The following is a 26,169-nucleotide window of genomic DNA, read 5'->3' on the forward strand; positions in this document are numbered from 1 at the left end:
TAAGTCCAAGACATTCAAGAACCAATTTAAACGAAACTTGAAAAAGCCTCAAACTTTCAAAGAAAGTATTGATTTGAGTAAATTTTGCCTTACCTTTGCCACCCGGCGGCACGACCAGCTCCTGCTGAATCCCCCAGGTCCGGAAGGAAGCAAGGGTAGGCGGTTGTAGCGGTGCGATGCCGCCTCTTTTTTTGACCTCTCTGAATTTTAAAATTCAATTCCTTATCCTGATTAAAGTTTTAACTTTGCTTTAATGGAAATTTTCTCCATTGCTTTCAACCAAAACTAATTATTCATGAAATTCTTTATTGACACCGCAAACCTTGCCGAAATTCAGGAAGCCTATGACTTAGGTGTATTGGACGGGGTAACCACCAACCCTTCTTTGATGGCTAAGGAAGGAATAAGTGGCGATGAACAAGTTATCGCCCATTACAAAGCAATCTGTGACATTGTAGATGATAAGGTAAGTGCCGAAGTGATTTCCACCGATTTCGAAGGAATGATTCGGGAGGGAAAAGAACTTGCCAAACTCGACGATAAAATCGTGGTGAAGATTCCTATGATTAAAGAAGGAGTAAAGGCAATCAAATACCTCCACAGCGAAGGGATCCGAACCAATTGTACGTTGATTTTCTCTGCAGGCCAGGCCCTATTGGCTGCAAAAGCAGGAGCTACCTATGTTTCCCCTTTCATTGGTCGATTAGATGATATTTCTTTCGATGGCCTCGAGTTAATCGAGCAAATCGTACATATCTATCGAACCTATGATTACACCACAGAAGTGTTGGCAGCAAGTATTCGACACACCATGCACCTCATCAAGTGTGCTGAAATTGGTGCAGATGTAGCCACCTGTCCCCTGAAAGTAATCACTGGATTACTGAACCACCCCTTGACTGACAAAGGTTTGGCACAGTTTCTGGCAGACCACGCCAAAGCAGCCGGAAAGTAAACAAAACATGGCTTTTCTTCATTACTAGAAAAGCCATATTTTCTCTACGTACATGTATATCATCAAAGTAAAAGGAAAAGCAAAAATTCCTGACTACATCCAAATTCGGGATGAAAATTTTGTCCTCGTTGCATACTTTCGAGCAGATCGTCCCATGAAAAATCCAGAGAAATTTGGACTGGAGGGCAAAGAAGAAGAACTTCAGGAATTAATCGAAAAACTACCTTTCGGTAAGTTGCAAAAACTGGAATTATAAATGGATTTCAAAACAGAACCGGTCCTCAAGGTTGATCATGTCACCGTTTTTCAAGGAGTAGATCCTATTCTTTCGGATGTTTCTTTTTCAATCGAACAGCATGAATTTGTTTTCATGATTGGAAAAACCGGAAGTGGAAAAAGTTCTCTTCTGAAAACCCTATACGCCGATCTTCCTTTAAAAGCTGGAGATGTAGAGATTTCAGGTTTTCACCTAAAATCCATTAAAACCAAAGAGATTCCTTTTTTACGTAGAAAGCTGGGGATCATTTTTCAGGATTTCCAACTATTCAATGATCGCACAGTCGCTGAGAATTTAGCCTTTGTCATGAAAGCAACGGGTTGGAAAGACAAGGTGAAAATTAAAGAACGAATGGCCGAGGTCTTACTTCAGGTTGGCCTTCATAATTCTTCCAGTAAAATGCCTCATCAGCTGAGTGGCGGAGAACAACAGCGGGTAGTTATTGCCCGCGCATTGCTTAACGAACCCTCAATCCTGCTAGCTGACGAACCTACCGGGAATTTGGATCCGGATGTAGCCGATGGCATTTTCAAATTATTTCAGGAAATCAACAAAAAAGGGACAGCCATCTTAATGGCTACGCATAATCACGAATTGCTTCGAAAATACCCCTACCGAGTACTCAAATGTGAAAATGGAAAACTGTTGGATAGTCAAACACATGACGTTTCCTTTGGTTCTTCGTGGTAAAACCTACTTGACACAACAGCCTTCTCAATTTTGCGTTTGATAAGGAATGAAAAACACCCGTTTATGAGAATATTCAAAGGACTTCCGCTTTTCCTAGTCTTTGCCCTGCTTGGACTATTTTCCTGTAACAATCAAGATCCCGAACCACCTGTTGATCCGGGTTCCAATGCTGCGGTAAACCAATGGATATATGAAATCATGGAGCAGGTTTACTATTGGTTAGAGGATATGGGGAATCCTATTGCTGAAACTTCTAATCCTGAAGATTTCTTTGAAGCACTGCTAAACCGTCCAACCGACCGTTTTTCGGTAATTTACCCAGACTACCAAGAATTGATCAATTCCCTCAATGGGATTACCCTAGAGGCAGGCTATGAATTCATACTTTATACGGATAGCCAAAATTCTAATTTAGTTGTTGCCGAAATCACCTATATCAAGAAAAATAGCCCTGCCGAATCTGCTGGTCTTTTACGCGGAGATGTCATCCAAGCTATCAATGGAGAAGCAATGACAATTGATAACTATCGGGAGGTTTTAGAAGGCATATCTGCTACTCATTTTATCAGCTATTTGAGATTTAATGAGGGAACAAACCAATATGAAGATCAAGGCAATTTGGAATTAAATGTGGTACAGTTAGCCGAAAATCCTAATTTCCTAGACACCATCTACACGATCAACAATGAAAAGATCGGCTATGTCGTTTATCACTTCTTCGCTCCAGGACCAGGAAATGGAAGTACCGCCTATGATAATGAGATGGATGGCATTTTCGCCAAATTCAAATCAGAAGGGATTAGTCATTTGATCGTTGATTTCAGGTATAACGGGGGAGGATTTGTTTCCTCCGCAGTCAACTTGGCAAGTTTAATCGCACCAAGCGTGGATCAAAATGATATTTTTTCAAAAACGAAATACAATAGTTTCTTGAGTCAATTTGATGACTTCCAAAATGTACAAACTCCATTCAGAACCAAATCTGAAAATCTGGGGAATATTTTGGACGGGAACCGAATCTACATTTTGACCTCAAGAAGAACAGCTTCTGCATCAGAATTGATTATCAATGGTTTGAAGCCCTACATGGATGTCTTCTTGATTGGGGATGTGACAACGGGGAAAAACGTAGGATCCATACCCTTTGAGGATGAGGATAATCCGCAGAACCCTTATGGTATTTTGCCTATCGTTACCCAAAGTTTCAACAGCTTGGATGAGTCCGACTACACGACCGGTTTTACACCGAATATTTCTGCTAGAGAAGTAACGGAACGCTTGCGCCCTTTTGGAGATATCAATGAACAGCTTTTACGAACCGCCATCTCCCAAATCACCGGCGAAGCTCCATCGGGACGTTTTCAAAAGCTAGACCGAACAGATCTAGGAAGTACCTTAGATCATAAAGTCCGCACAGGGCGAATGATTGAATCGATGAATTAAAACATTATTAAGAGCTCCAAACAAGGGGCTCTTTTTTTTTGGTTTTGAAAAATTTTTAAGCACTACTTTTTAAAAACATTTGGAATATTTTGACAATCGGATAATTTAAGGTTTGAAATTCTACCCTAGTGGGAAAAATTTTAAAATTATTTTAACCAACCAACCTTTTACAAAATGAAAAACATCTTGAGAAAACCTGTCTCCATGGCAGGGGTGGTTATTGGAGCGATGGCTTTTGCCTGTATGCCCCAAGAACAAAGTCCGGTGATCAATGACTCTGTCGTGGAATATGTAAAATTCCAAAATGGAGACATTATTCCTGGAAAGTATATCGTTCGCTTAAATGCGACGAATTTGAATTTTAGAAAAACAAAAGACTATGCCAGTAATCAAGCGGCCATGCGAAAAATCAGCATGGACATCTTGGCAAGATATGATATCGCAGAAGCCAGCTTAGGCTATGTTTATGGAAGTTCCATCGAGGGATTTTCTGTAGAATTAACCAATGAAGAATACGAAAAACTATCCAAAGACCCTGCGGTGAAGTTTATCGAACCGGATCGGGTAATTGCTCTTGCCCCACCTCCCGGAAAAGGCCCAGGTGGGGATGATGGAGGTGATGGTGGAGGAAGTGGCCCTGCACAAGAAACTCCTTGGGGAATTACTAGAGTAGGAGGAGGAGACACCTACACCGGAAATGGTAAAGCCTATGTGATTGATTCAGGAATCGATGCTAGCCATCCTGACCTAAATGTAGATGTTAGTTTAGGATTTAACGCCTTCACTAAAGGAAAAGACGCTGATCTTTCCCAAGATGGAAGTGGGCATGGAACGCATGTAGCGGGAACCATTGCAGCAGTAGATAATAGTATAGGAGTGATAGGTGTTGCAGCCGGGGCAACGGTGGTCCCAGTCAAAGTATTGGATAGTCGGGGATCTGGTTCTTACTCCGGCGTAATTGCAGGAGTTGATTTTGTAACTGCAAAAGGCTCCAATGTAGATGTGGCAAATATGAGTTTAGGCGGACCTCTTTCTACAGCACTAAACGACGCGGTGATCGCCTTAGCTGAATCTGGAGTAAAGGTGGCACTAGCCGCTGGAAATGAAAGTACAGATGCTGGAACAAGATCTCCTGCCAGTGCAAACCATCCTAATATCTACACAGTATCGGCAACGAATAGTAGCGATGTCTTTGCTTCTTTCTCTAACTATGGGAACCCACCTGTGGACTTTGCCGCTCCAGGGGTTGGAGTGCTTTCAACTGTCCCAGGAGGAGGTTATGCTTTATACAACGGTACTTCTATGGCTTCTCCTCACGTTGCCGGAATCCTTTTAACTGGAAATCCTAGAAACGGAGGATCTTCAATCAGTGACCCAGACGGAAATCGTGACCCAATTGCGATAAAATAATTATCATTCATCTATAAAAAGCGGCCGAATCGGTCGCTTTTTCTTTTATTATCAAATTGTTACGAATTGAACCCGCGCTTTTAGGATTGAAAATTTTGAATACCTTCGAGATATGGAAGAAATTGCGAGCTTCTTACTTATTCTGACCATCTACTTTTTGGGTATACTGGCTATTGTACAGGGAGTTATTCGTCCCAAAAAATTTTTTTTAAGAAAGGAGTCTGACGAGATCATAAAAATCCCAGTAAACTACATCCGAATCTTATTTTTAAGCTTTTTGTTAGCTCTAGTCACCACCACCCTCGCCTATCTCCTATTCATATAAAAAAGTAAAGGCTGCCTAGATAGACAACCTTTTACCTAAATACTTCCCTTTTTTTTAATTATTGCGTCTTTTTCAAATTCTCTTTTGCAAGCTCAAAACTTGGATCGAGTTCGATAGCTTCTTCAAATGCAGTCTTCGCTTCTGAATTCGAACCTTGATCCATATAAATCATTCCCTTAAGATTAAGGGCTGCGGCTTTGATGCTGATTTCTTGCGTTTCAGTATCAGAAACCGGAAAACCAATTTTCTCATCCGGCTTGGCATTTTTTACAAGCATATTGACCGAGTTCAAGGCTTCTTCATAGCGCTTCAAGGAATACTGAAGAAATCCGGACTTATAAAGGCTGAAGTTATCCCCTGTAAGCAAATAAAGACGCTCATAATGTGGCAAGGCTCGATCAAGCGCACCCACTTGTTCCAAAGAGTAGGCTGCAATTTCCAAAGCTCCAATATTTCGGTCATTCACTTCCAAAATATCCAAGGAAACCAACGCAGCTGAAGTAGCCTGCCCTAATTCAAAATAAAGGGTTCCCAATAATTCTTGAAATCTCAAATTCTCAGGGTTCCTAACAATCAATCGATACAACGCACCTTTCGCCAATTGCGGGTCATTGTAGCGCATGGCCAATTGATAAGCGGCTTGGTCCTGAATGTTCAGAGCCAATTTGGTTTTAGGATCCAGCTGGGGAATGGAATCTGTCGTTTGAGAAAAAGATGCATTGGCAAAAAGCCCAAGCATGAAAATCAGCAATATTCGCTTCATGGTTTAGTTTAGTTTAATTCTTGTTTTGAGGTGAAAGCCCCATTCGCTTCGCAATTTCTATCATCAAATTCCGAGCCTCTTGGGGATTATTTTTGATTTTGCCTTCCAATATAGCTTCTTTAATTTCTTCTTTGATATCCCCTACCAGTTTCGATGGTTTAAGTCCGAATGTGCTCATAATTTCTTCTCCACTTACTGGTGGTTGGAAATTTCGAACCTGGTCTTTTTCTTCTACTTCTTGAAGCTTTCGTTCTACCTTATCGAAATTCTCCAAATAGCGCTTTACTTTTTTATTATTCTTTGAAGTAATATCTGCCCGACACAACTTCATCAAATCATCAATGGCATCACCGGCATCAAAAAGCAATCGACGTAAAGCGGAATCCGTCACTTCATCCTTAACCAAAGCAATAGGGCGCAGATGAAGACGCACTAATTTTTGGACAAACTTCATACGTTCGTCCATTGGAAGCTTCAGTCTCTTAAAGATTCCAGGGACCATTCGGGAGCCTTTATCTTCATGCCCATGAAACGTCCAGCCCGACTTTTGGTTGAATCGTTTCGTAGCGGGTTTGGCTATATCATGTAGGATAGCAGCCCATCGCAGCCATAAATCATCACTGACTTTGGCTACATTGTCCAATACCTGTAAGGTGTGGTAGAAATTGTCCTTATGGGATTTATCATCCACGGTATCTACCCCCTGTAATTCCACCATCTCAGGGAAAAACTCATGCAATAACTTCCCCGCAAACAATAAATTGAATCCATAGGAAGGTTTTTTGGTCAAGACAATCTTATTAAGCTCGGTGACAATCCGCTCGGCAGAAACAATTTTCAAGCGATGTGCATTGCTCTGAATAGCAAAAAAGGTGTCCGGTTCAATATCGAACTCTAATTGAGCAGCAAATCGTATCGCACGCATCATTCGTAAAGGATCATCAGAAAAAGTCACATTGGGATCCAAGGGAGTTTTGATCAATTTACGCTTTAGGTCTCTCTGACCCCCAAATGGATCTAGCAATTCTCCATAATTCCCACTATTCAAGGAGATTGCCATGGCATTGATCGTGAAATCTCTCCGCTCTAAATCTTCCATTAAGGTGCCATCTTCTACAATTGGCTTCCGACTATGGGACCGGTAAGATTCCCTTCTTGCGCCGACAAATTCCAATTCTGAATCATCTAATTTTAGCATTGCAGTGCCAAAATTCTTGAAAACGGAAAGCGGCACATGGAAATCGAAGGATTTTGCCACCTCTTCCGCTAGTTCAATCCCACTTCCTACACAAGTAAAATCAATATCCTTGCTTTCTCGCCCCATTAATAAGTCCCGCACATAGCCACCTACCACATAGGTATCTACGCCCAGTTTTTGTCCAGCTGCGGCGACTTTTTCAAATAAAGGGTTTTGATCCAGCTTATTTTTGAAATTCATCCTTTGATGATTTTGACATCCCCTTCGGGACTCAGATATAATTCTTTGAGGTTTGGACTAAAAAGTGGAAAATACAAGTCCGTCTCTTGATCCGGTTTTCCATCACTATCGATTTTGCAGAGCACTAATTCCGAAATTTGGAAAAGCAACTTATTCCACTCTTTATCCCGAATCAATGAAAATCGTACCTGTCCGTTGTCAACCAGATCTTTGGGAATGGTTGGACCAGGCTCGGTATGATACAGAGTGGGTTTAGAGGCGAATTCTACAATATCCAAGGATACTTCCGAAAATTGACCTGCTACTGAGCGAATCTGAAAAAGATCAAAAAGCAAGAATACCCAATCCTTTCCCAGATCAGGAGTCCATGCACTCATTTTGCATAAGGTGATGATTTTCTTGTTCCCTTCTCGAATTCGGAATAGTCTCTGTTTCTGAAGCCCTGCTGCTATTACCTTTTGATCCAACTTTTCTCAATTTTTGCACAAAAATAAACAGATATCTGAGAGCAAAGGTCAGAAAGCCCAATTTCTCCTTCTATTAAAAAGTTTGAGGCCTGAAAGTTGAAGCATAATCCCCAAAGTAAATTGAATTATTTTTTATTAGACGTTAGCCTTGATAAGGTTAGACCTTATACTAACCAAAAAATAATACAAAACCCTTAAGTTGTTATGATAATATAAAAATAAAAAAAGGCAGTGAGTCCTGCCTTTTTTGATTAGAAATGATGCATCTATTATCCTCTCAACCAATTGATAAATGTTTGGTATCCTACACCTACTTCTCTAGCGAAAGCAGCTTTGGTTTTCTTACCTGCAGCAGCAACTTTTTCCCATTCAGCAAGGATCTTACTTTTTTCAGCATCAGAGAATGTTCTTCTTTTTGAAGTCTTTCCGGTAGACTGTCCGGTAATCAAACCGATCAACTCATTTAAATCATTAACGAATCTACCATCAGTTAAAAATAATCCTGCATTTTCTAATTTCTTGATGACGTCATCCTTTGGGTTTACTGGAGTAACAGCAATTCCTCTAGCAGCCGCTTCATGAAGATCTATTCTTTTTCCTTCAGCAGTCACATAGACAAAACCATCATTTTTTTTCAAGTCAGCAATAGCTTCTTTAATTAATTCTCTCATAAGAATATTGTTTATAGTTAAAACAAACGACAATATATAGTTATATATTAGATTTATAAAACAATTATTAAAAATTATAACATAAACTTAACGTAAACTCCTTCAAATCTCTATTCGTATAAGGTTCAAAAACCAAAACCAAGACTAATCATTGTTTTTGACATAGACTTTTTTCTATTAGTATATGTTCGAATTTCCTTTTGATGCTTTCTCTTTTTTAGAAAAATCACTCTGAAAAATTCCAAAAATTAAAATCTATAATAATTAAACTATCTACGTTTTTTATTTTCAGCATTCAATTTTACATCTAAGGAAAAATCATTCAATAGTTTTTTTATTTGGTATGACGGCCTGCTCCCTTTTTAAAATTTTATGGGAGAAATAAGCCTGGCCCTCTACTAAATCGGATAATTTCCTTAATTTTGAGCCCCATAAGAATCCAAGATCAAACCCACACCTCAGCTCATTCTTATGGCCTCATCCACCAAATACATTTTCATCACAGGCGGAGTTACCTCTTCACTAGGAAAAGGAATTATTGCAGCCTCTTTAGGAAAGCTTCTGCAAGCAAGAGGCTTTTCGGTGACAATTCAAAAATTCGATCCTTACCTTAACATCGATCCAGGAACACTCAACCCCTATGAACATGGGGAATGTTATGTGACTGACGATGGGGCTGAAACAGACCTGGACCTAGGCCATTATGAGCGTTTTTTGAATATCAGAACCTCCCAAAGCAACAATGTCACTACCGGGAGAATATACAATAACGTCATAACCAAAGAGCGAAAAGGTGAATATCTTGGGAAAACCGTTCAGGTAATCCCTCATATCACGGATGAGATTAAATCCAACTTTTACAAGTTGGGGCAGGAAGGAAAGTACGATGTAGTTATCACAGAAATCGGTGGCTGTGTAGGAGATATCGAATCACTTCCTTTCATTGAAGCTGTCCGACAAGCGAGATGGGATTTGGGACCGAATAATTTCTTGGTTATTCATTTGACACTCATCCCGTACTTGAAAGCTGCCAAGGAGCTAAAAACGAAACCAACCCAGCATTCAGTAAAACAGCTGCTTGAAGCAGGGATTCAGCCAGACATTTTAGTTTGTCGAACCGAATATCACTTACCTCCTGAGGTAAAGAAAAAGCTTGCTCTTTTCTGCAATGTTCAGCTTAACAGTGTAATCGAAGCCATGGATGCGGAAACGATCTATGATGTTCCCCTTTTGATGAAAAAGGAGAAGTTAGATGAACGTGTCCTTTCCAAATTGAAGCTTTCTTCTAAACAAAATACGGATTTGGAAGACTGGAAGGACTTCTTAGGAAAATTGAAAAATCCAACTCAAGAAGTCAATATTGGTCTTATCGGAAAGTACGTTTCCCTTCCTGATTCCTATAAATCCATCATCGAAGCCTTCACGCATGCAGGAGCTGCTGTGGAATGCAAAGTGAATCTTAGCCTGATTTCTTCAGAAGAAATCAATACAGACAATTACGAATCCAAACTACGAGATCTTGATGGAATCTTAGTTGCCCCAGGATTTGGAGAGCGTGGATTTGAAGGGAAAATTGAAACAGTCCGATTCGCAAGGGAAAAGCAAATCCCATTCTTTGGAATTTGTCTTGGAATGCAGGTGGCAGTTATAGAATTTGCCCGAAATGTACTGGAACTGGAAAAGGCAAACAGTACAGAAATGGACCCTTACACCAATCATCCAATCATCGATTTGATGGAAGAACAAAAGCAAATCGAACAAATGGGAGGAACAATGAGATTGGGGTCGTATACTTGCGAACTCAAACGAGGAAGCAAGTCGTATTTGGCCTATGGAAGTAAAAAAATCCAGGAACGCCATCGTCACCGCTATGAATTCAACAACCTCTATTTGGAACAAGTTGAAGAAGGAGGTATGATCGCTACTGGTAAAAACCCGGAGACAGGTCTTGTGGAAATTGTAGAAATTAAAAACCATCCTTGGTTTGTTGGCGTTCAATTTCATCCGGAATATAAAAGTACAGCACTCAATCCTCAACCGTTGTTTGTGAAGTTTATTCAAGCAGCTATTGAAAACAAAAAAATAAAGTAAACGAAACCCGAATTTCCGGGAACCAATTATTATGGATAGAAATCAAGCAACAGGGCTGATTTTATTTGCTGCGGTCATCCTCATTTATTCCATCTTTTTTGCGAGTGGCCCAGAAGTACCACCTACCGAAGAGATCCAGACAAATGAACTGGTAAGTTCTGTAGAAGAGCCCATCCAAGATCAAGCTACTTTAGCCGAGCCTGAATCTGACAGCTTATCGCAGGAAAAGCTGGATGAATACGGAGTTCTGGCCACATTCACTTTAGGAGAAGAAGAGCTCGTTACCTTAGAAAACGAGTTGATCCGCTTGGAAATTTCTACAAAGGGAGCCGGCATCAAAAATGTAATCCTGAAGGAATATAAAAATTGGGAAGGAGGCGATCTATATCTATTGGATGATGAATCCTCATCCATGACCCATACCTTGACTACTTCCCGTGGCCCCGTTCAATTAGAGGATTTCTTTTTCGCACCTAATCTATCGACTGAAACATCGGAAGATGGAAAAGAAACAAAAGTACTTACACTAAGTGCCAGTACAGAAAGTGGTTCTCTGATTCAGCGATACAGCCTACCCTCAGATTCTTATCAGGTAGAAAAAAGCTTAGAAATTGATCGGTTTGCAGGTGTTTTCACACAAAACAGCGTCACGCTAGACTGGAAAGATCAAGCGCGTGCCCATGAACGGGATTTAGCCGAATCAAGAAGAAAAACCCAAGTCAATTACTACACCGCGAGCGGTTCTTATGACAATTTGGGAGTGGGAGAATCTCCAGAAACCAATATTCCAGAAGAACCTGTAAAGTGGATTGGTTTCAGTCAGCGATTTTTTACAGCTGGTATTATTGCTGATGAACCGTTCAATCAAGTTAGCTTAGCACAAAGCACTCCTACAGACAGCATGTTTGTACGTAACATGGAGGCTCAGTTGAATATCCCACTTAATTCAGGAAAAGCTTCCTACCAGTATTACTTTGGCCCAGATAAATACAAAGTTTTAAAAGGAGTCACTGAGGGATTTGAAAAGAACGTAGACATGGGCTACTTCTTTGTGAGCTGGGTGAATAAATACATCATTGTCAACCTATTCGCTTTCCTCGAGAAATTCTTCGACAACTATGGGGTGATCATCATCTTAATTGTTTTGATCATCAAACTCGCCCTGTCTCCCTTGACTTACAAGTCTTATATCGGGATGGCAAAAATGCGAGTTATCAAACCTGAAATTGACGAACTAAAGGAGAAATACGGTGAAGACCCTACCAAAATGCAGCAAGAGCAAATGAAGCTTTTCTCGCAATTAGGGGTTAGTCCAATCTCAGGATGTTTGCCTCTCTTGTTGCAGATGCCTTTCTTATTTGCAATGTTCTTCTTTTTCCCAAATTCTATCGAACTCCGTCAGGAATCTTTCCTTTGGGCGAAGGACCTTTCTACCTATGATGAATTCATCAAATTGCCGTTTACAATTCCTTTCTATGGATCCCATGTAAGTTTGTTTACGCTTTTGATGACCGTTTCACAGATTATTTACACCCATTTTAATAATCAGCTGACAACGGCTACAGGTCCAATGAAAAATTTGGGCTACATCATGCCGGTAATGTTTATGTTTATCCTAAACTCTTACCCTGCTGGTTTGAGCTTCTATTACTTTGTTTCGAACGTAGTCACCTTCGGTCAACAAGCCTTAATCAAGCTATTCGTAGACGATCAAAAAATCCGTCAGAAAGTAGAAGAAAACAAGGTGAAAAATGCAAACAAGAAAAAATCCAAATTCCAACAGCGTTTGGAAGATGCGATGAAGGCAGCAGATGCAAATCGGAAAAAATAATCAAAAAGGGCTTTAGGCCCTTTTTTTGTTGCTATCAAATGCTCCTTTGAAACAGCCTTACTTATGATGTGGATCAAAATTGAAAACAACAAACTTTAACAGTTTGCTAAAGCCGAAACCACAGAAGTCCTAAATAATTGATAATTAAAGGGTTTGGGTCGAATTCTACCTTTAAAACCCCCGAAAAAAAGATTTCTTACGAAGAATTAGGCATGTAAAAAAAGGGAGTAAATCGCTCGTTAGCGTGCGGATTTTGATTAATATTGAATCTTAAATTTTGATCACAACCATGGGAAAAATCATTGCCATTGCCAATCAAAAAGGTGGAGTTGGTAAAACAACAACCGCGATGAACCTTGCTGCAAGTTTGGCGGTCTTGGAATACAAAACCCTGGTGATTGACGCAGACCCTCAGGCCAACACAACTTCCGGTTTGGGCCAAGACCCGAAATCAATCAGCACGAGTATTTACGAATGTATGGTTGATGGAATTCCTGTAGAGGAAATCATTATCAAAACCGATATTGAATATTTGGACCTTGTGCCTTCCCATATTGATTTGGTTGGGGCAGAAGTGGAAATGATCAATATGGAAAACCGGGAAGAAAAGATGAAGGAGGTGATTTCCGGGATTCGTGATCAGTATGATTTCATCATTATTGATTGTTCTCCATCCTTAGGATTAATCACAATCAATGCACTAACTGCAGCCAATTCCGTAATCATCCCAGTACAATGCGAGTATTTTGCATTGGAAGGTTTGGGTAAACTTTTGAATACCATAAAAATCATCCAAACCCGCTTGAATACGGATTTGGAAATAGAGGGAATATTATTGACCATGTATGATGTCCGTCTTAGACTTTCCAATCAAGTCGTGGAGGAAGTTCGGATTCATTTCAAAAACATGGTATTTGAAACCATTATCCCAAGAAATGTCCGCTTGGGAGAAGCTCCAAGTTTTGGTTTACCTGCCATTGCATTTGATGCAGAAGGAAAAGGAGCAATAGCTTATTTAAATTTGGCCAATGAGATTGCCGAAAAAAACGGACTGAAAAAAGAAACTGAGACTCATGGCTGACAATAAACCTAATCGAAAAAAAAGTGCCCTTGGAAGAGGGTTAGGAGCCTTATTACAAGACAGCCCCGCTAAGAACAGCTCAGAAGAAATTCTACCTGAAGTTCAGAAGACCGGGATTTTTGAAATCCCCTTGGAATCTATCCAAGTAAACCCTTTTCAGCCTCGGACCCATTTTGACAAAGAGGCATTGGAAGAGCTCGCTGAATCCATTAAAGTTCAGGGAATCATCCAGCCGATTACCGTACGAAAGCTGGACCAGGACGAGTATCAGCTTATTTCCGGAGAACGACGATTTCAAGCATCCAAGCTTGCAGGATTAAAGAAAATTCCCGCCTACATTCGAACAGCCAACGATCAGCAAATGCTGGAAATGGCCCTGATTGAAAATATTCAACGGGAAAATCTAAATGCCCTGGAAATCGCGCAATCTTATCAGCGTCTCCTTGCAGAATGCGATCTTAAGCAAGAAGAATTAGGGGATCGAGTTGGAAAAAATCGGACAACTGTAAATAATTATTTGCGGCTTCTAAAATTACCTCCTTCAATCCAAGCTGCAATTCGGGATCAGAAAATCTCCATGGGTCACGCGCGTGCCTTGATCAACATAGATGATATTGACAAGCAATTGGCAATTTTCAAAAAAGCGGTTGAAGAGGACCTCAGTGTTCGAAAAGTAGAAGCTTTGGTAAAGGCTCTCAATGAAGGTAAAACCGGAAAAAAGGAAAAACCGGAATTGGATCCAGTCAAAAAATATGAATTGAATAAGCTTCAGCAGCGACTGGCCTCTCATTTTGGAACGAAAGTGTCACTAAAGTCTGACACCAAAAATCGTGGAGAAATCAAAATTCCTTTTCATTCGGCTTCTGACCTTAACAGGATATTAGAAATTCTCGAAATCATCTGATTTTGAACTGGAACTCCCTCCATCGGTATCAAATTTTGAAGACCCTCTGTTTGGCAGCGGGGTTTTCTTTTTATTTATTTCTGATTCCAACAGCTTCGAATGCACAACAGGACACTGTTCGAGTAGAGGTAAAAAAGCAAAAAAAGGAGAAACCCGATTATTCCTCTCTTCCAAAAAACCCTAGAAAGGCATCACTCCTTTCTGCAGTGCTACCTGGAGCTGGACAAGTTTACAATGGAAAAGCATGGAAAGTGCCTATTCTCTATGCAGGTTTCATGACGGATATTTACTTTATTAGTTTCAACAACCGTCGTTACCAAGTCTTTCGGGAAGCGCTTTTTGCATTTGATGATGGGGACCCTACGATTTTCCCAACCTTGAACAGGGATGCCTTGGTACGTAACGTAGATTATTGGAGACGCAACCGGGACTTAACCATTTTATTGTTAGGTGTCATTTATGCATTGAATATTATCGATGCCAATGTGGATGCACATCTTTCGGGATTTGATATTACTGACGAATTAAGCTTATCAATCGAACCTTCCCTTGAGAGTTTTACCGCTCAAAATCAAGGAATGGGAATTAGCTTTAAATTGAATTTCAAATAAATGAACATCATTCTATTGGGATATGGCAAAATGGGAAAGATTATCGGTGAAATTGCCGAATCCCGAGGCCATCAGATTATTTTGAAAATCGATGAGACAAATCGAGAATTGTTGGATACAGTAGATCCCTCTTCAATTGATGTAGCCATCGAATTTAGCCAACCTGAAGCGGCTGTTTCCAACCTCAGTTGGTGTCTAAATCACGGCATTCCAGTCGTCTCAGGAACTACAGGGTGGCTTGACCAAAAAGCAAGCATAGACCAATTGGCAGTTGAAAAACAAACAGGATTCTTCTATGCTTCCAACTTCAGCATTGGTGTAAATATTTTCTTCAAGGTGAATGAGTTTTTGGCAAAACTCATGAATGAAACCAGTGGCTACCATGTAAGCATTGAAGAAATCCATCATACCGCTAAAAAGGACGCTCCTTCAGGAACAGCCATAACCTTGGCTGAGGGAATCATAAAAAATCAGGATGAAAAAACAGACTGGCATTTGTCCGATAGCACGTCCGATAACGGACACAGCATCCCTATTACATCCAAACGGATCGATCCAGCGCCAGGAACACATATAATTCGATATCAATCAGAAATAGACGATATTGAAATTTCGCATACTGCACATAGCCGGCAGGGCTTTGCACTTGGCGCAGTTTTGGTGGCGGAATGGCTGCCTGGAAAAAAAGGAGTTTTAACGATGAATGATTTTCTTTCATTCTGAACGAAATAAACATGAGTACATCCAACAAAAAGAAAAAATCCGCTGCACGTGAATGGCTAGATGCCTTAGTTTTTGCAGTAGTAGCAGCAAGTTTAATTCGATGGCTTTTATTAGAGCCTTTTACCATTCCTACAGCTTCTATGGAAAAATCCCTTTTGGTGGGTGATTTTCTATTTGTGAGCAAAATGCACTATGGTACCCGAATCCCGAAGACACCACTTCAGGTTCCCTTAACTCATCAAAAAATCTGGGGGACGGAACTTTCCTCCTATTCTGATGCTATCCAACTCCCCTATTATCGTCTACCTGGATTCACAGACGTGAAGCGAAACGATGTGGTTGTTTTTAATTATCCTGTCGAATTTCAATTTCCAAATGACTTAAAAACGAATTACATCAAGCGTGCCGTTGGAATACCTGGGGATGTAATTGAAATTAAAAACGGGGATCTTTTTGTAAATGGAGAACCCGGAATGAAGCCCGAAGAAATGCAATATTCTTATGATGTTCTCACGAGTAGGATGCTGAATGCTGATTTTTTCGCAGATTATGGAATTAACCCAGCAAGTTTCATGGCATTTCCAGATGGTTCTGGATATATAGTTTATGCCACTGATCTTGTGATTAATCGGCTAAAAGAATCTCCTGTAATCACGGAAGTTCGAAAGCGGATCATGAGCCCAAGAGGTGAAAATGGGATTTTTCCTGATGGAATGAAACTAGAATGGAACCGTGACCAATTTGGTCCCCTTACGATTCCAGGTAAAGATTGGACGATTGAAATGACCGAGGACAATGTGATGCGATACGGCTCCACTATTCAAAATTATGAAGGTCATGAGCAGGTTGATATTAGAGATGGGCAGCTGTTCATAAATGGACAAAAAATAGACACCTACACCTTCAACCAAGATTATTATTTCATGATGGGGGATAATCGCCACGATTCCTTGGATTCCCGTTATTGGGGCTTTGTCCCAGAGGATCACATCGTTGGAAAAGCTTGGTTCCTATGGCTTTCTTTGGATGAATTCGAATCTTTCTTCAGTAAAATTCGATGGAATAGAATTTTCAAAGGGATTAGTTAACCCCTTCCTGTTGAGGAGTTATAAAAATTCAAAGCCCAGTAGTTGATAGCTGGGCTTTTTTGATGAAGAATAAAATTACCAATGTATAGGCGCGATTCCATTTTGCTCCAAATAGGCATTTGCTTGTGAAAAATGCCTGCATCCCAAAAATCCACGATGTGCGGATAAAGGACTCGGGTGTGGGGCTTTCAAAACCAGATGTTTATTTTGGTCAATCAAATCTGCTTTTTTTCCTGCGTAGGCACCCCATAATAAAAAAACTACATGAGCTCTTTTTTCGCTGATGGTATGAATCACAGTATCTGTAAATTCCTCCCAACCGTGTTTTTGATGAGAACCCGCCTGTCCTGACCGAACAGTTAAGGTTGCATTCAATAGAAAAACCCCTTGTTTTGCCCATCGAGTCAAATCTCCATTAGGAGGCATGTCAATCCCAAGATCGGATTTGATTTCTTTGAAAATATTCAAAAGACTCGGAGGAAAAGGCACTCCTGGCCTGACTGAAAAAGATAATCCATGAGCTTGACCCGGACCATGATAAGGATCCTGACCTAGGATAACCACTTTCACTTGCTCTAACGGACATTGATCAAAGGCGTTAAAAATTAACTTTCCTGGGGGATAAACAGTGGTAGACTGGTATTCTGACTTCACGAAGCTTACTAAATCGACAAAATACTTTTTCTCAAAAATATCTTTTAGAGCAGTATTCCAAGATTCTTCTATTCTTACTTTCATTGATGGTATTTGATTTTGGAACATTCCAGAAAGGTATCCGAGCTAATTCTAATTTAATGGTATCTAGTCAACTGAGCTTTTCAAGTTAAGGCGATTCATTCATCAAACTATTTTCCACATCTTATGGCTTAAAGCTTGTGAGTAACTTGCTCAAAACCAAGGAAACAGGGATCGATGGCATGCATCTCTTTATCTTTTCCTTAACTTAAAGAGTATTACAGCAAAGTTTAATACATCGGTAAATGAATTGATTTTCAAATAGTTCCTAGTATATTTGTTGACTTTTAACGATAATTTTAAATGGTAACAGCTATCACGGAAGGCATTGAAGTCAGTGTGGAAGTCACGTATCAAGCCGAATTTTCCAGCCCTCTTCAGCACCATTATGTTTTCACCTACAAGGTAACGATTCATAATAAAAGTGATCAAACTGTCCAATTGTTGCGCCGAAGATGGGAAATTTCTGATGCTGCCGAAAACCGAAAAATTGTGGAGGGAGACGGTGTAGTAGGTCAACAGCCCACTCTTGAACCTGGACAAAAGCACAGCTATGTTTCTGGCTGCAATCTTCGTTCAGGCCTTGGTAAAATGAAAGGTGCCTACACCATGCAAAAAATCTACAACGAAAAAGAGTTTGAGGTAATGGTTCCTGAATTTCAAATGATTGCCAATATTTTTCATAATTAAGCCGATTTGGCCGATCTATTTCCTTTTCTTGGGTATTGCTATCATTGGTTAAAAAAGGAAGATCATTATTCCTTACAAAGCCCTTACCTATACGCTCTTTACAAAGAACTTCAGGATTTTAAAAAATCCAGAAAAGATAAAGATCTGGAAATTGAAGTATTCCGGAAGAAACTTCTTCAAAACCATTTCCAAATCCCCGTCGTAGATTTTGGAGCAGGATCAAAGAAGGTGCCTCAAAAACAGCGGAAAATTTCTGCGATCACCAAGTATTCCACTTCTGGTAGAAAGTTCGCTCAGCTGTATCAATTCTTCGCAAGTAAAACGCCTGCAAAAAATATTTTAGAACTAGGGACCTGCATGGGAATTTCCACCCGGTATCTTAGTAAAGTTACCAAGGGAAAGCTTACCACATTTGAAGGCTCCCCTAGTATCCAAGAAGTGGCGATGACTGATTTTGAATCAAGCAATACCACTTTTATTCTGGGCAAAATCCAAGAGAAACTCCCCATTTTTCTTCGTGAGAATTCTCCCATTGATTTCGCTTTGATAGATGCCACACATACCTATCAGGATACACTCAATTATTTTGAAATGATTCTTCCCCATATTCATTCAAAAAGTATTCTGGTAGTCGCAGACATTTATTGGTCCAAAGGAATGCATAAAGCTTGGAAAGAAATTATTGCAAGACCTGAAGTACAATTAAGTTTAGATTTTTATGAATGCGGGGTCTTGATTTTTGATTTCCAGGGAAAAAAAAGCCATTACATTCTCCCTTATTGATTCTGTAATTCAAAAAACAACTCATTCCCTGCTCGAGGGGGAATTGAATTGTAACAATGCTCGAGTTTTTGAATGCTGAAAAACTTTAAAAAAAGGGTTCGGTATACTTCCTCATTCCCACCAAATGGAGGTCCAGATTTTAGAAATTCAGTTGAAAATAACACTCCGGCCAAGAACCCTCCTGGCTTCAATAGTTCCTTCATTTTTTGACAATAAGCTTCTCGTTCATCTGGATGCAAAGCACAAAAAAACGTCTGCTCCAAAATCAAATCATAGGAACCTAAATGCTCAAAGAAATTCTCATGATGGATGTGATCCTTCGGGAAATCCGGATAGGATTTGCTAAAATTTGTTAAGGGTATTTCGGAAAAATCAAGCAGATGAACATTAAAAAAGCCTTTTTTGAATGCATATGCAGCTTCATGTCCATTCCCACCTCCAGGAATAAGTATCTGGATTTCCCGGTCTTCAATTTGGTCTAAATATTGTACTAGCGGTGTCGAAGGATAGCCAATATCCCAGCCTGTAGCCCCCAGGTTGTAGCGCTGGGTCCAATAGCTTTCATCAAAATAAGTCATAAAGCCCTATACCAAACATGAACACGAATTTTCAAAAAGATTCTGAACCTAAAAAGGATCAAGGAAAGAACATCATTATTATTGTTCTAGTCCTTCTTGTTATTATCAGCGGAATCAAGTTGTACACGGACTATGTAGACCGCACCAAGAAGACTGAGGAGATTCTACTTCTCTCTACAGAAAATAATCAACTTAACCAGCGACTGGATTCCGTAACCTATCAACTAAACTTACGAATTCAGGAAATCGAAAAACTTGGAGGAGATATCGCTGCTTTGGAGCAAGTTCGGGATCAATTGATTGCAGAGCGAAACTCGAATCGTCAACGAACCGCAAATGAAATTGCTGAGTTGAACAAGCGAATTCAGTCCTACAATTCCATGCTCCAGGAGAAAGATCAGGAGATTTTGGAATTGCGCGCCATGAACCAGCAGCTATATGCTGAAAATCAAGACCTCAAAACCACTCAAGCTGAAATAGAGGAGGAAGTAGCCAAATTGAATCTTCAAAAAGAAGATCTGCAAGCAAAAGTCAATGTGGCCTCCATGCTTAAAGCAGAAAACATCAGCGTCTCTGCGATTAACCGACGTGGAAAAGAACGAGTGGAAACAACCAAGGATTTTCGAAACCGACAAATTGAACGCATCAAAATCAGCTTCAATTTTGCAGATAACAAAGTAGCACCTCCAGGCCCAAGAAATGTCTATGTACAAATCTTGGCACCGAATGAACAACCTATTTTCGACGTGGCCAAAGGATCAGGAACCTTTACCATGGACGGCGTGGAGCAGTTTTATACTGTTAAACAGGACTTCTTATTCAACAACTCAGGCGAGTCTCTTACCTTTTATTATGAAAAAGGATCTGACTATACCTCAGGAGATCATACGGTCAGAATATTTGTAGACAATTACGAAATTGGATCCACCACCTTCTCGGTGAGATAAAGACTTTTGATAAACTCAGAAACCTCTCTAAATCAGAGAGGTTTTTTTATGTCAATTCCCAAAAGAGAGAAGAAACAAGGTTTGGAAAAAAGCAGATATTCCACTACTTTTGCGGTCTGTTTAATTAAAATCCATAAACACATTAAAAAATGTTCCAAAGAAACTACGAGACGGTATTCATTTTAACTCCCGTTTTGTCTGATGTTCAGATGAAGGATACTGTCGACAAGTTCGTGAACTTGTTAAAAGAAGAGGGGGCAGAAATTATCAATGTGGAAAATTGGGGACTTAAGAAGATGGCTTATACCATCCAAAAGAAGACCACCGGTTTCTATGTATTGGTTGAGTTCAAAGCGGATCCAGCTGCTATCAAGAAGTTGGAAGTAGAATTCCGTCGCGATGAAAAAGTAATGCGATTCTTGACTACTGTATTGGACAAGCACGCAATTGCTTACGCGGAAAGAAGAAGAAAAGGAGAGTTCAACAAAAAAACTGAAGCTAAGGAGGAAGCTGCCCAATGACACTATTCAATGAACCAATCAACAGAGGCGAAGTAAAAAAGAAATATTGCCGATTCAAGAAGCATGGCATCAAGTACATCGACTACAAGGATCCTAACTTCTTGTTGAAATTTGTAAATGAGCAGGGAAAAATTCTTCCTAGAAGATTGACCGGAAACTCTGCCAAGTACCAGCGTAAAGTCGCTCAAGCTGTAAAAAAAGCAAGACATTTGGCTTTGTTACCATTTGTAACTGACGGTTTGAAGTAATTCACTCTATCCTATCATCAAAAAAGCTATTCAGAAATGGAAATTATACTAAAAACAGACATTAAAGGTCTTGGCTATAAAAATGATTTGGTAGATGTGAAGCCAGGTTATGGTCGCAACTACCTTATCCCACAAGGTTACGCTGTTTTGGCTACTACTTCTAACAAGAAGATCCTAGCAGAAAACATTAAGCAAGCTGCTCACAAAGCAGAAAAATTGAAAGCTGACGCTGAAGAATTGGCTGCTAAGCTTGCCAACGTAACATTGGAAATCAAAGCAAAAATCGGTGAAACCGGTAAAATTTTCGGAAAAGTAACTACACTTCAGATCTCTGATGCACTTGCTGCACAGGGATTCGATATTGACCGAAAGAAAATCGCCATCAACACACCTGTAGATGGTGCCGGTGAATTCTCTGCAGAAGTTGACCTTCATAGAGAAGTAAAAACTGACGTGAAATTTGTAGTAGTAGCTGAATAAGCTACCTCAAATCTAAAATGAAAAAGGGCTGAAATTTCAGCCCTTTTTTTTAGTTCAATACCAAGATCTTTTCAAGATCTTCAACCAATTTCTTGGAAACAGCTCTACTGTTTTTCTCGCGTGCAGCTTTAAACAATTCCAAGGCCTTCTCGCTTTTCTCGATCAAACCCACTGGATTCTGATCATTCTTGTAGCTAAACCAGCACCAAGACAATTCAGCAGCCAAAGATTCTCCGACCTTCAGCTTCTCCAATTTGTTAACCGCATCGATAACGGTCTTTTCCATTTTTTCTACGCTCATAGCTAAATGTTTGTGTTTTCTTAAAATTCGAAACAAAACAAGTTAAATATTTCGAATTTATCAATATAACATACTGATAATTAACAGTATGATAATTTTTCAATCGATTGCGGACTAAAATTAACGTGATTTTTTTCAATATTTTTTTCAAAAAAAATGCATCCAGCCACAAAAAATCCTTCTAAAAAGCCCTTTGAAGGAAAAAATCAAAAAACTTTTGACAGGTACTTGGAAAAAAAAGAGCAGGATTCTACCTTTGTGACACTTTAACGGACTGACCCATGGTGTAACTGGCAACACGTCTGATTTTGGTTCAGAAGAGTCTAGGTTCGAGCCCTAGTGGGTCAACAAAAAACCTCCCAAATTGGGAGGTTTTTTTATGTCCATAAGCGAAGTCTAAAGGCATTCATCGCATTTTTTCCAAGTTGCTCAGTAAGCTTATAATTTGCTAATGCACCCACAGGAGCTCCCACTATTGGTATTAATTGAGCCAACTTCGCCAAATCCATATAATCCCGATAATCCAATTGAAATGTCTTCCAATCAAACTCATCAAAGGTCTTGGGAAGTTGATCCCGATAGGCTTCCCAATTTTCAATTCGTTCAATGAGCTCGTTTCGTCGTTTTTGAGAAGAGAAACTCAATTGGAACACATGCAATAAAAACAGACGTTCCTGGTAATCTTTGGTATCATACCCATACAAAGCAGCTATATCAAAAAGCATTTTCATCTTAATTGCCAAAAAAGCCGGGAAATCAGCAAAACCCATCAATATTCCTCCTGCACCCGTAATAGCGCCTTCGGCTGAAGCAGAATTTCGATACCACTTGATACGGGTACGCACTTTCATTTCCCTTTCTTTTAACGTAAGATGAGCAGGCGCTTTCGGGACAATCCAAGAAGATCCGGAAATCACCAGCTTGACCATATTTTCAATCGCCGATGTCACTACCCGATGGACTTTTTCAGGAATGATCTGATTAATTGTTTTTTGAACTCCATGCGCCAAACGTCCACCTAAGGAGGGAGGTTTTTTCATTTGATAGAGCCAAGATGTTAAATCAGCTTGAATATAATGCAGGTAAGTATCCATATTGAATTGCTTAATTCTAGGCCTTTTGAAGCCATATTGAACTCACTTTTATCAACGATTAATTTACATCCAAGAACAAAAAATCCGCGCCTTTTTTCAAAGATGCGGATTTATTGAATGGGTACTAAATTAATTATCTGTAAAGCCCGTTAAACAACATTTTGAATGTTCCATGAGACTGAGAGCGGAAGGTAATTTCAGGACCAAAGGCAAATAATCTTCCTTTTCCAAATGGAGCCTCAAATGCGGTGACTCCATTTTTCAGATACGCTTGGCCCCAAGCCCATCCACTTCGGAGAGGTTCTTCTTCCCCAAACCAAGACAGAACTTTTACACCTTCTTTCGAAGCCTCTGGACTTAGATGGAAAACCGGAGAACGATTAAACATGATATAGGACTTTTCTCCCATACCATAATTGATTGGTAGCGAATTGTCGACATACATTTCTAAAACAGACCCAGGAATGTAATATTTTTCACCACTCAACGGACGCTCAACACCATCCGATCCTAGCTCTACCAAGGCATCCTTCACAGGCAATCCTAAATGGAAGGCAAGTTCGGTAGCTGAACCAACCGTAATTACATTTCCACCATTTTCTAAAAATTCTTCAATAGCAGGTACCGATTTATCAGCACTGAAATTCCCCAGCATATGGTGGTATTTTTCATCGATTTCAGTAGCATCCGGTTGAGACCTACCTCCTCCCCGACTTCCTGCGGCAGGAATACCCGGGCCGATAAATAGTAATACGTCATATTTTTCATTCAAATTTCCTGCGTCAATTTCCTGAGGAAAGACAAGGCTGTAATCATAATGAAACTGTTCAAGCATCCAACGAACCCATCCAGAAGGCATGGATCCTCCGTAATAATCAAACAATCCAATTCGCGCTGGCTTTACCTCGGTTACACTTTTTGGACGGGAGGCTGGTTGACCATAAACCCCATATTCTTGCGCTGCTTTTTGCAAAATGGATTTTCCTGCTGAACCCACATAAAAAGAACCTGCAGGCAGACCATTCACTTCCTCAGTAGTACGATAAACTTTTACTTTAGCTTTCAATAGATCATTGACAGCCATAAAGGAATTATTACCCCGAACATCAATCAAATACCCGGATCCATTTGCCAAAGCTTTAGCCGGGGGCGATTGAATTTCTCCATACGGAACAGCTTCAAAAGGCCCATCAAAATCTTCCATGATCCGATCAATTTCAGAACCCATTTGATACGCCAAGGTCCATCCAGCCGCATCGTAAGGGCGGATCGGAGGTCCTCCAGGATATAAGAAATCATTCGGGTGATCCTGAGGTTCAAACATATCGATCACATGCGGACGAAACGCCTGAGCTGTCTTAACAATGTAAGAGCCCGCAGGATAAGATTTTCCATTCACAGTAAAATTTTCAGTCGCTTTGTGCACCAAAATACCAGATTTAATCAAGGCATTCAGAAACTTGATAGCCGTTGGGAAATCAGCTTGATCGGCTGGTAAAATATAGCCGTAAGGATCTTTTCTAGCTTGATCTGTATACACTTCATCATAAAATTCCTTTGGAAGCCCTGCTCTCCATCCACTTGGACGCTGAGCTTTCCCTTCTTTTCGAGCTTGCTCAAACGCATCTTCTACCGCTTGTGCATACTTCGGATACATAGTCCAGGTATCTTTTTGCCCCTTCTCAATGGACCTTCTACCCATGATATAAATGTTTCGAAGCAATTCATCCCCATGACGAACAGCATGGTTAAGAATGGCATAATTCAAGGAAACGGAATACTCAATAGAAGTTTTGAAATGCCAATCTCGTGGAGTTACTGGATAAGGAGTCCCATTATTGGGAATCAAACGATCTGGGACCAATGGAACCGATGAAGGGGTAGGATTTCCAATAATCTCCGTTAAAATCCCGATCTGATTATGATAATAAGGTGTAGTACGAAGTCCACCATTCCACCAAGTTGAGAAAACCGAACCATCCAATCGGGTATAGCCCGGCTTATCTTCTTGATGAAGTCGATTAATCATGGCTGCACCCACCGCATCCAAACTTGTAATAATCAATGGATCAAATACATGGTTGAATGGATCTCGATAAGGAGGTCCTGCCAAAACGGATCCCGCTGGTCCGGATTGGTGGTGATTGTAGATAATTTGGGGAATCCATTCCACATATTGCTGAAGCGACATATTAGTTGCTTCAGACATATTATTCATGTAAAAATCCCGGTTATTATCATGCCCAACATATTTCTGATATAGGATGGGAATATTTTGGTCACGTTGCGTAGGATCTTCTTTTCGCATATACCAATCAGACATGATTTCCATCCCATCAGGATTTGCATGCACCAATAGGATAATTACCTCATCAAGGATTTTGAGTGTTTCCTCATCATTTCGGGATGCTAATTCATATACAGTTTGAATCAGTTGATGAGGACCAACCACCTCATTAGCATGTAGTCCACCGTCAATCCATACAACGGGTTTTCCTTGTGCAATCAAGGTCTCCGCATCTTCCCTACTCATCTCTGCTCGCGCCAATTTTTGGGAAATTTCTTTAAAGCGGTCGAGGTTTTCAAAGTTCTTAGGTGCTGTGATGATCAACATGGGTTGGTCACGACCATATTCGGTTTTACCGATACTAGTCATCACCACACGGTCAGAAGACTCCGCTACCTTTTTAAAGTAAGCCTCCGTTTGGGTGAAATTGGCTAACATGTAATCGTCTCCAATATCAAATCCAAAATGGGATTTTGGAGAGGGAACTTGTTGAGCCTGCATTTGAAATCCTGCCAAAAGCAGTAAAATCAAGAATAGGGATCGTAAATCTTTTCTCATAGGTTTTAAATACTAGTCGTTTTATAAAAATAAGGTAAAAAAAAGAGGGTACTGAGATAGAATGCCGCTTTCCTCAATATTTTACAGGATCGGAAAATTTTAGAGTTCAAGCTAACCAAGAAGCCTCAAAAAAGGATTTTTTGTATTAGTCGGGTTACGGCTTCCCTTACCATCAAAAA

27 protein-coding genes, 1 tRNA gene and 1 other RNA gene are annotated in these 26,169 nt (G+C 40.1%); 20 read left to right on the top strand and 9 right to left on the bottom strand.

Features of this window, described 5'->3' with window-relative positions; all coding sequences use genetic code 11:
• Positions 1–101: 101 nt before the first annotated feature.
• The 6 genes from ffs to HWE15_RS00545 all read left to right on the top strand — a co-directional run bounded on the left by ffs (position 102) and on the right by HWE15_RS00545 (position 4,775).
• Positions 102–190, top strand: an RNA gene (gene ffs / locus HWE15_RS00520) — signal recognition particle sRNA small type.
• A gap of 105 nt (positions 191–295) precedes the next feature.
• On the top strand, positions 296–955 hold the full coding sequence (gene fsa, locus HWE15_RS00525) for a fructose-6-phosphate aldolase (RefSeq protein WP_290505540.1): 660 nt from the start codon (positions 296–298) through the stop codon (positions 953–955).
• Between the two features lie 52 nt (positions 956–1,007).
• On the top strand, positions 1,008–1,211 hold the full coding sequence (locus HWE15_RS00530) for a fructose-6-phosphate aldolase (RefSeq protein WP_135074115.1): 204 nt from the start codon (positions 1,008–1,010) through the stop codon (positions 1,209–1,211).
• Entirely contained in the window at positions 1,212–1,922 is a 711-nt protein-coding gene (locus tag HWE15_RS00535; RefSeq protein WP_290505541.1) for a cell division ATP-binding protein FtsE, read from the top strand.
• A gap of 63 nt (positions 1,923–1,985) precedes the next feature.
• Positions 1,986–3,365 (top strand): S41 family peptidase, encoded by a 1,380-nt coding sequence (locus HWE15_RS00540; RefSeq protein WP_290505542.1) that lies wholly within the window; start codon positions 1,986–1,988, stop codon positions 3,363–3,365.
• Positions 3,366–3,539: 174 nt separating this feature from the next.
• Complete coding sequence (locus HWE15_RS00545; RefSeq protein ID WP_290505543.1) at positions 3,540–4,775, top strand: S8 family peptidase; 1,236 nt, start codon at positions 3,540–3,542, stop codon at positions 4,773–4,775.
• Between the two features lie 383 nt (positions 4,776–5,158).
• On the opposite strand, the gene HWE15_RS00550 is transcribed toward HWE15_RS00545, so the two are convergent.
• The 4 genes from HWE15_RS00550 to HWE15_RS00565 form a co-directional block, all read right to left on the bottom strand.
• Entirely contained in the window at positions 5,159–5,863 is a 705-nt protein-coding gene (locus HWE15_RS00550; RefSeq protein WP_290505544.1) for a tetratricopeptide repeat protein, read from the bottom strand.
• Between the two features lie 13 nt (positions 5,864–5,876).
• Positions 5,877–7,301, bottom strand: coding sequence for an HD domain-containing protein (locus HWE15_RS00555; protein ID WP_290505545.1), 1,425 nt, complete (start codon positions 7,299–7,301; stop codon positions 5,877–5,879).
• The gene (locus tag HWE15_RS00560; RefSeq protein WP_290505546.1) at positions 7,298–7,768 is read right to left on the bottom strand and encodes a hypothetical protein; all 471 of its coding nucleotides are present in this window, start codon (positions 7,766–7,768) and stop codon (positions 7,298–7,300) included. Before HWE15_RS00560 ends, HWE15_RS00555 begins: the two co-directional genes overlap by 4 nt.
• A 269-nt stretch (positions 7,769–8,037) precedes the next feature.
• A complete protein-coding gene (locus tag HWE15_RS00565) occupies positions 8,038–8,439 on the bottom strand; it encodes a hypothetical protein (protein WP_290505547.1) in 402 nt (133 codons plus the stop codon).
• Between the two features lie 471 nt (positions 8,440–8,910).
• On the opposite strand from HWE15_RS00565, the gene HWE15_RS00570 reads away from it, so the two are divergent.
• From HWE15_RS00570 to lepB, 7 genes are all read left to right on the top strand, one after another.
• Positions 8,911–10,530, top strand: coding sequence for a CTP synthase (locus HWE15_RS00570; RefSeq protein ID WP_290505548.1), 1,620 nt, complete (start codon positions 8,911–8,913; stop codon positions 10,528–10,530).
• 31 nt (positions 10,531–10,561) lie between these two features.
• Positions 10,562–12,361, top strand: a complete 1,800-nt coding sequence (gene yidC, locus HWE15_RS00575; protein WP_290505549.1) for a membrane protein insertase YidC — start codon at positions 10,562–10,564, stop codon at positions 12,359–12,361.
• A 289-nt stretch (positions 12,362–12,650) separates the two neighbouring features.
• Positions 12,651–13,442, top strand: a complete 792-nt coding sequence (locus HWE15_RS00580; protein ID WP_290505550.1) for a ParA family protein — start codon at positions 12,651–12,653, stop codon at positions 13,440–13,442.
• Complete coding sequence (locus HWE15_RS00585; RefSeq protein ID WP_290505551.1) at positions 13,435–14,346, top strand: ParB/RepB/Spo0J family partition protein; 912 nt, start codon at positions 13,435–13,437, stop codon at positions 14,344–14,346. Before HWE15_RS00580 ends, HWE15_RS00585 begins: the two co-directional genes overlap by 8 nt.
• 35 nt (positions 14,347–14,381) lie before the next feature.
• Positions 14,382–14,957: a DUF5683 domain-containing protein gene (locus HWE15_RS00590; protein ID WP_290505552.1), complete on the top strand. Its 576-nt coding sequence runs from the start codon at positions 14,382–14,384 to the stop codon at positions 14,955–14,957.
• Complete coding sequence (gene dapB / locus HWE15_RS00595; protein WP_290505553.1) at positions 14,958–15,680, top strand: 4-hydroxy-tetrahydrodipicolinate reductase; 723 nt, start codon at positions 14,958–14,960, stop codon at positions 15,678–15,680.
• Between the two features lie 11 nt (positions 15,681–15,691).
• Positions 15,692–16,768 (top strand): signal peptidase I, encoded by a 1,077-nt coding sequence (gene lepB, locus HWE15_RS00600; RefSeq protein WP_290505554.1) that lies wholly within the window; start codon positions 15,692–15,694, stop codon positions 16,766–16,768.
• Between the two features lie 75 nt (positions 16,769–16,843).
• On the opposite strand, the gene ung is transcribed toward lepB, so the two are convergent.
• Positions 16,844–17,506, bottom strand: coding sequence for a uracil-DNA glycosylase (ung, locus tag HWE15_RS00605; protein ID WP_290505555.1), 663 nt, complete (start codon positions 17,504–17,506; stop codon positions 16,844–16,846).
• A gap of 300 nt (positions 17,507–17,806) precedes the next feature.
• Between ung and apaG the strand changes: the two genes are divergently transcribed.
• The gene (apaG, locus tag HWE15_RS00610; RefSeq protein ID WP_290505556.1) at positions 17,807–18,193 is read left to right on the top strand and encodes a Co2+/Mg2+ efflux protein ApaG; all 387 of its coding nucleotides are present in this window, start codon (positions 17,807–17,809) and stop codon (positions 18,191–18,193) included.
• Positions 18,194–18,199: 6 nt separating this feature from the next.
• Positions 18,200–18,976, top strand: coding sequence for an O-methyltransferase (locus tag HWE15_RS00615; protein ID WP_290505557.1), 777 nt, complete (start codon positions 18,200–18,202; stop codon positions 18,974–18,976).
• Here HWE15_RS00615 and HWE15_RS00620 read toward each other — a convergent pair.
• Positions 18,970–19,554 (bottom strand): methyltransferase, encoded by a 585-nt coding sequence (locus HWE15_RS00620; protein ID WP_290505558.1) that lies wholly within the window; start codon positions 19,552–19,554, stop codon positions 18,970–18,972. The genes HWE15_RS00615 and HWE15_RS00620 overlap by 7 nt on opposite strands.
• 17 nt (positions 19,555–19,571) lie before the next feature.
• On the opposite strand from HWE15_RS00620, the gene HWE15_RS00625 reads away from it, so the two are divergent.
• The 4 genes from HWE15_RS00625 (at position 19,572) to rplI (ending at position 21,750) form a co-directional block, all read left to right on the top strand.
• The gene (locus HWE15_RS00625; protein ID WP_290505559.1) at positions 19,572–20,501 is read left to right on the top strand and encodes a hypothetical protein; all 930 of its coding nucleotides are present in this window, start codon (positions 19,572–19,574) and stop codon (positions 20,499–20,501) included.
• A gap of 149 nt (positions 20,502–20,650) precedes the next feature.
• Positions 20,651–21,022: a 30S ribosomal protein S6 gene (gene rpsF, locus HWE15_RS00630; protein WP_290505560.1), complete on the top strand. Its 372-nt coding sequence runs from the start codon at positions 20,651–20,653 to the stop codon at positions 21,020–21,022.
• A complete protein-coding gene (rpsR, locus tag HWE15_RS00635; RefSeq protein WP_024281712.1) occupies positions 21,019–21,270 on the top strand; it encodes a 30S ribosomal protein S18 in 252 nt (83 codons plus the stop codon). Before rpsF ends, rpsR begins: the two co-directional genes overlap by 4 nt.
• Positions 21,271–21,306: 36 nt before the next feature.
• Entirely contained in the window at positions 21,307–21,750 is a 444-nt protein-coding gene (gene rplI, locus HWE15_RS00640; RefSeq protein WP_290505561.1) for a 50S ribosomal protein L9, read from the top strand.
• A 49-nt stretch (positions 21,751–21,799) separates the two neighbouring features.
• On the opposite strand, the gene HWE15_RS00645 is transcribed toward rplI, so the two are convergent.
• Complete coding sequence (locus tag HWE15_RS00645) at positions 21,800–22,051, bottom strand: hypothetical protein (RefSeq protein ID WP_290505562.1); 252 nt, start codon at positions 22,049–22,051, stop codon at positions 21,800–21,802.
• A gap of 275 nt (positions 22,052–22,326) precedes the next feature.
• On the opposite strand from HWE15_RS00645, the gene HWE15_RS00650 reads away from it, so the two are divergent.
• Positions 22,327–22,399: transfer RNA gene (locus HWE15_RS00650), tRNA-Gln, on the top strand.
• 29 nt (positions 22,400–22,428) lie between these two features.
• Here HWE15_RS00650 and HWE15_RS00655 read toward each other — a convergent pair.
• Both HWE15_RS00655 and HWE15_RS00660 read right to left on the bottom strand, forming a co-directional pair.
• On the bottom strand, positions 22,429–23,145 hold the full coding sequence (locus tag HWE15_RS00655) for an EcsC family protein (protein WP_290505563.1): 717 nt from the start codon (positions 23,143–23,145) through the stop codon (positions 22,429–22,431).
• Positions 23,146–23,278: 133 nt separating this feature from the next.
• Positions 23,279–25,990: a M14 metallopeptidase family protein gene (locus tag HWE15_RS00660; RefSeq protein ID WP_290505564.1), complete on the bottom strand. Its 2,712-nt coding sequence runs from the start codon at positions 25,988–25,990 to the stop codon at positions 23,279–23,281.
• Positions 25,991–26,169 lie beyond the last annotated feature (179 nt).

Origin of the sequence: Algoriphagus sp. (genome assembly GCF_013373065.1) — a bacterium.
In the GTDB taxonomy this organism is placed as follows: Bacteria; Bacteroidota; Bacteroidia; order Cytophagales; family Cyclobacteriaceae; genus Algoriphagus.

Coding starts and splice junctions, on each gene's coding strand:
- fsa (WP_290505540.1), top strand. CDS start 296: ATGAAATTCTTTATTGACACCGCAAACCTTGCCGAAATTCAGGAAGCC.
- HWE15_RS00530 (WP_135074115.1), top strand. CDS start 1,008: ATGTATATCATCAAAGTAAAAGGAAAAGCAAAAATTCCTGACTACATC.
- HWE15_RS00535 (WP_290505541.1), top strand. CDS start 1,212: ATGGATTTCAAAACAGAACCGGTCCTCAAGGTTGATCATGTCACCGTT.
- HWE15_RS00540 (WP_290505542.1), top strand. CDS start 1,986: ATGAGAATATTCAAAGGACTTCCGCTTTTCCTAGTCTTTGCCCTGCTT.
- HWE15_RS00545 (WP_290505543.1), top strand. CDS start 3,540: ATGAAAAACATCTTGAGAAAACCTGTCTCCATGGCAGGGGTGGTTATT.
- HWE15_RS00550 (WP_290505544.1), bottom strand. CDS start 5,863: ATGAAGCGAATATTGCTGATTTTCATGCTTGGGCTTTTTGCCAATGCA.
- HWE15_RS00555 (WP_290505545.1), bottom strand. CDS start 7,301: ATGAATTTCAAAAATAAGCTGGATCAAAACCCTTTATTTGAAAAAGTC.
- HWE15_RS00565 (WP_290505547.1), bottom strand. CDS start 8,439: ATGAGAGAATTAATTAAAGAAGCTATTGCTGACTTGAAAAAAAATGAT.
- HWE15_RS00570 (WP_290505548.1), top strand. CDS start 8,911: ATGGCCTCATCCACCAAATACATTTTCATCACAGGCGGAGTTACCTCT.
- yidC (WP_290505549.1), top strand. CDS start 10,562: ATGGATAGAAATCAAGCAACAGGGCTGATTTTATTTGCTGCGGTCATC.
- HWE15_RS00580 (WP_290505550.1), top strand. CDS start 12,651: ATGGGAAAAATCATTGCCATTGCCAATCAAAAAGGTGGAGTTGGTAAA.
- HWE15_RS00585 (WP_290505551.1), top strand. CDS start 13,435: ATGGCTGACAATAAACCTAATCGAAAAAAAAGTGCCCTTGGAAGAGGG.
- dapB (WP_290505553.1), top strand. CDS start 14,958: ATGAACATCATTCTATTGGGATATGGCAAAATGGGAAAGATTATCGGT.
- lepB (WP_290505554.1), top strand. CDS start 15,692: ATGAGTACATCCAACAAAAAGAAAAAATCCGCTGCACGTGAATGGCTA.
- ung (WP_290505555.1), bottom strand. CDS start 17,506: ATGAAAGTAAGAATAGAAGAATCTTGGAATACTGCTCTAAAAGATATT.
- apaG (WP_290505556.1), top strand. CDS start 17,807: ATGGTAACAGCTATCACGGAAGGCATTGAAGTCAGTGTGGAAGTCACG.
- HWE15_RS00620 (WP_290505558.1), bottom strand. CDS start 19,554: ATGACTTATTTTGATGAAAGCTATTGGACCCAGCGCTACAACCTGGGG.
- HWE15_RS00625 (WP_290505559.1), top strand. CDS start 19,572: ATGAACACGAATTTTCAAAAAGATTCTGAACCTAAAAAGGATCAAGGA.
- rpsF (WP_290505560.1), top strand. CDS start 20,651: ATGTTCCAAAGAAACTACGAGACGGTATTCATTTTAACTCCCGTTTTG.
- rpsR (WP_024281712.1), top strand. CDS start 21,019: ATGACACTATTCAATGAACCAATCAACAGAGGCGAAGTAAAAAAGAAA.
- rplI (WP_290505561.1), top strand. CDS start 21,307: ATGGAAATTATACTAAAAACAGACATTAAAGGTCTTGGCTATAAAAAT.
- HWE15_RS00645 (WP_290505562.1), bottom strand. CDS start 22,051: ATGAGCGTAGAAAAAATGGAAAAGACCGTTATCGATGCGGTTAACAAA.
- HWE15_RS00655 (WP_290505563.1), bottom strand. CDS start 23,145: ATGGATACTTACCTGCATTATATTCAAGCTGATTTAACATCTTGGCTC.
- HWE15_RS00660 (WP_290505564.1), bottom strand. CDS start 25,990: ATGAGAAAAGATTTACGATCCCTATTCTTGATTTTACTGCTTTTGGCA.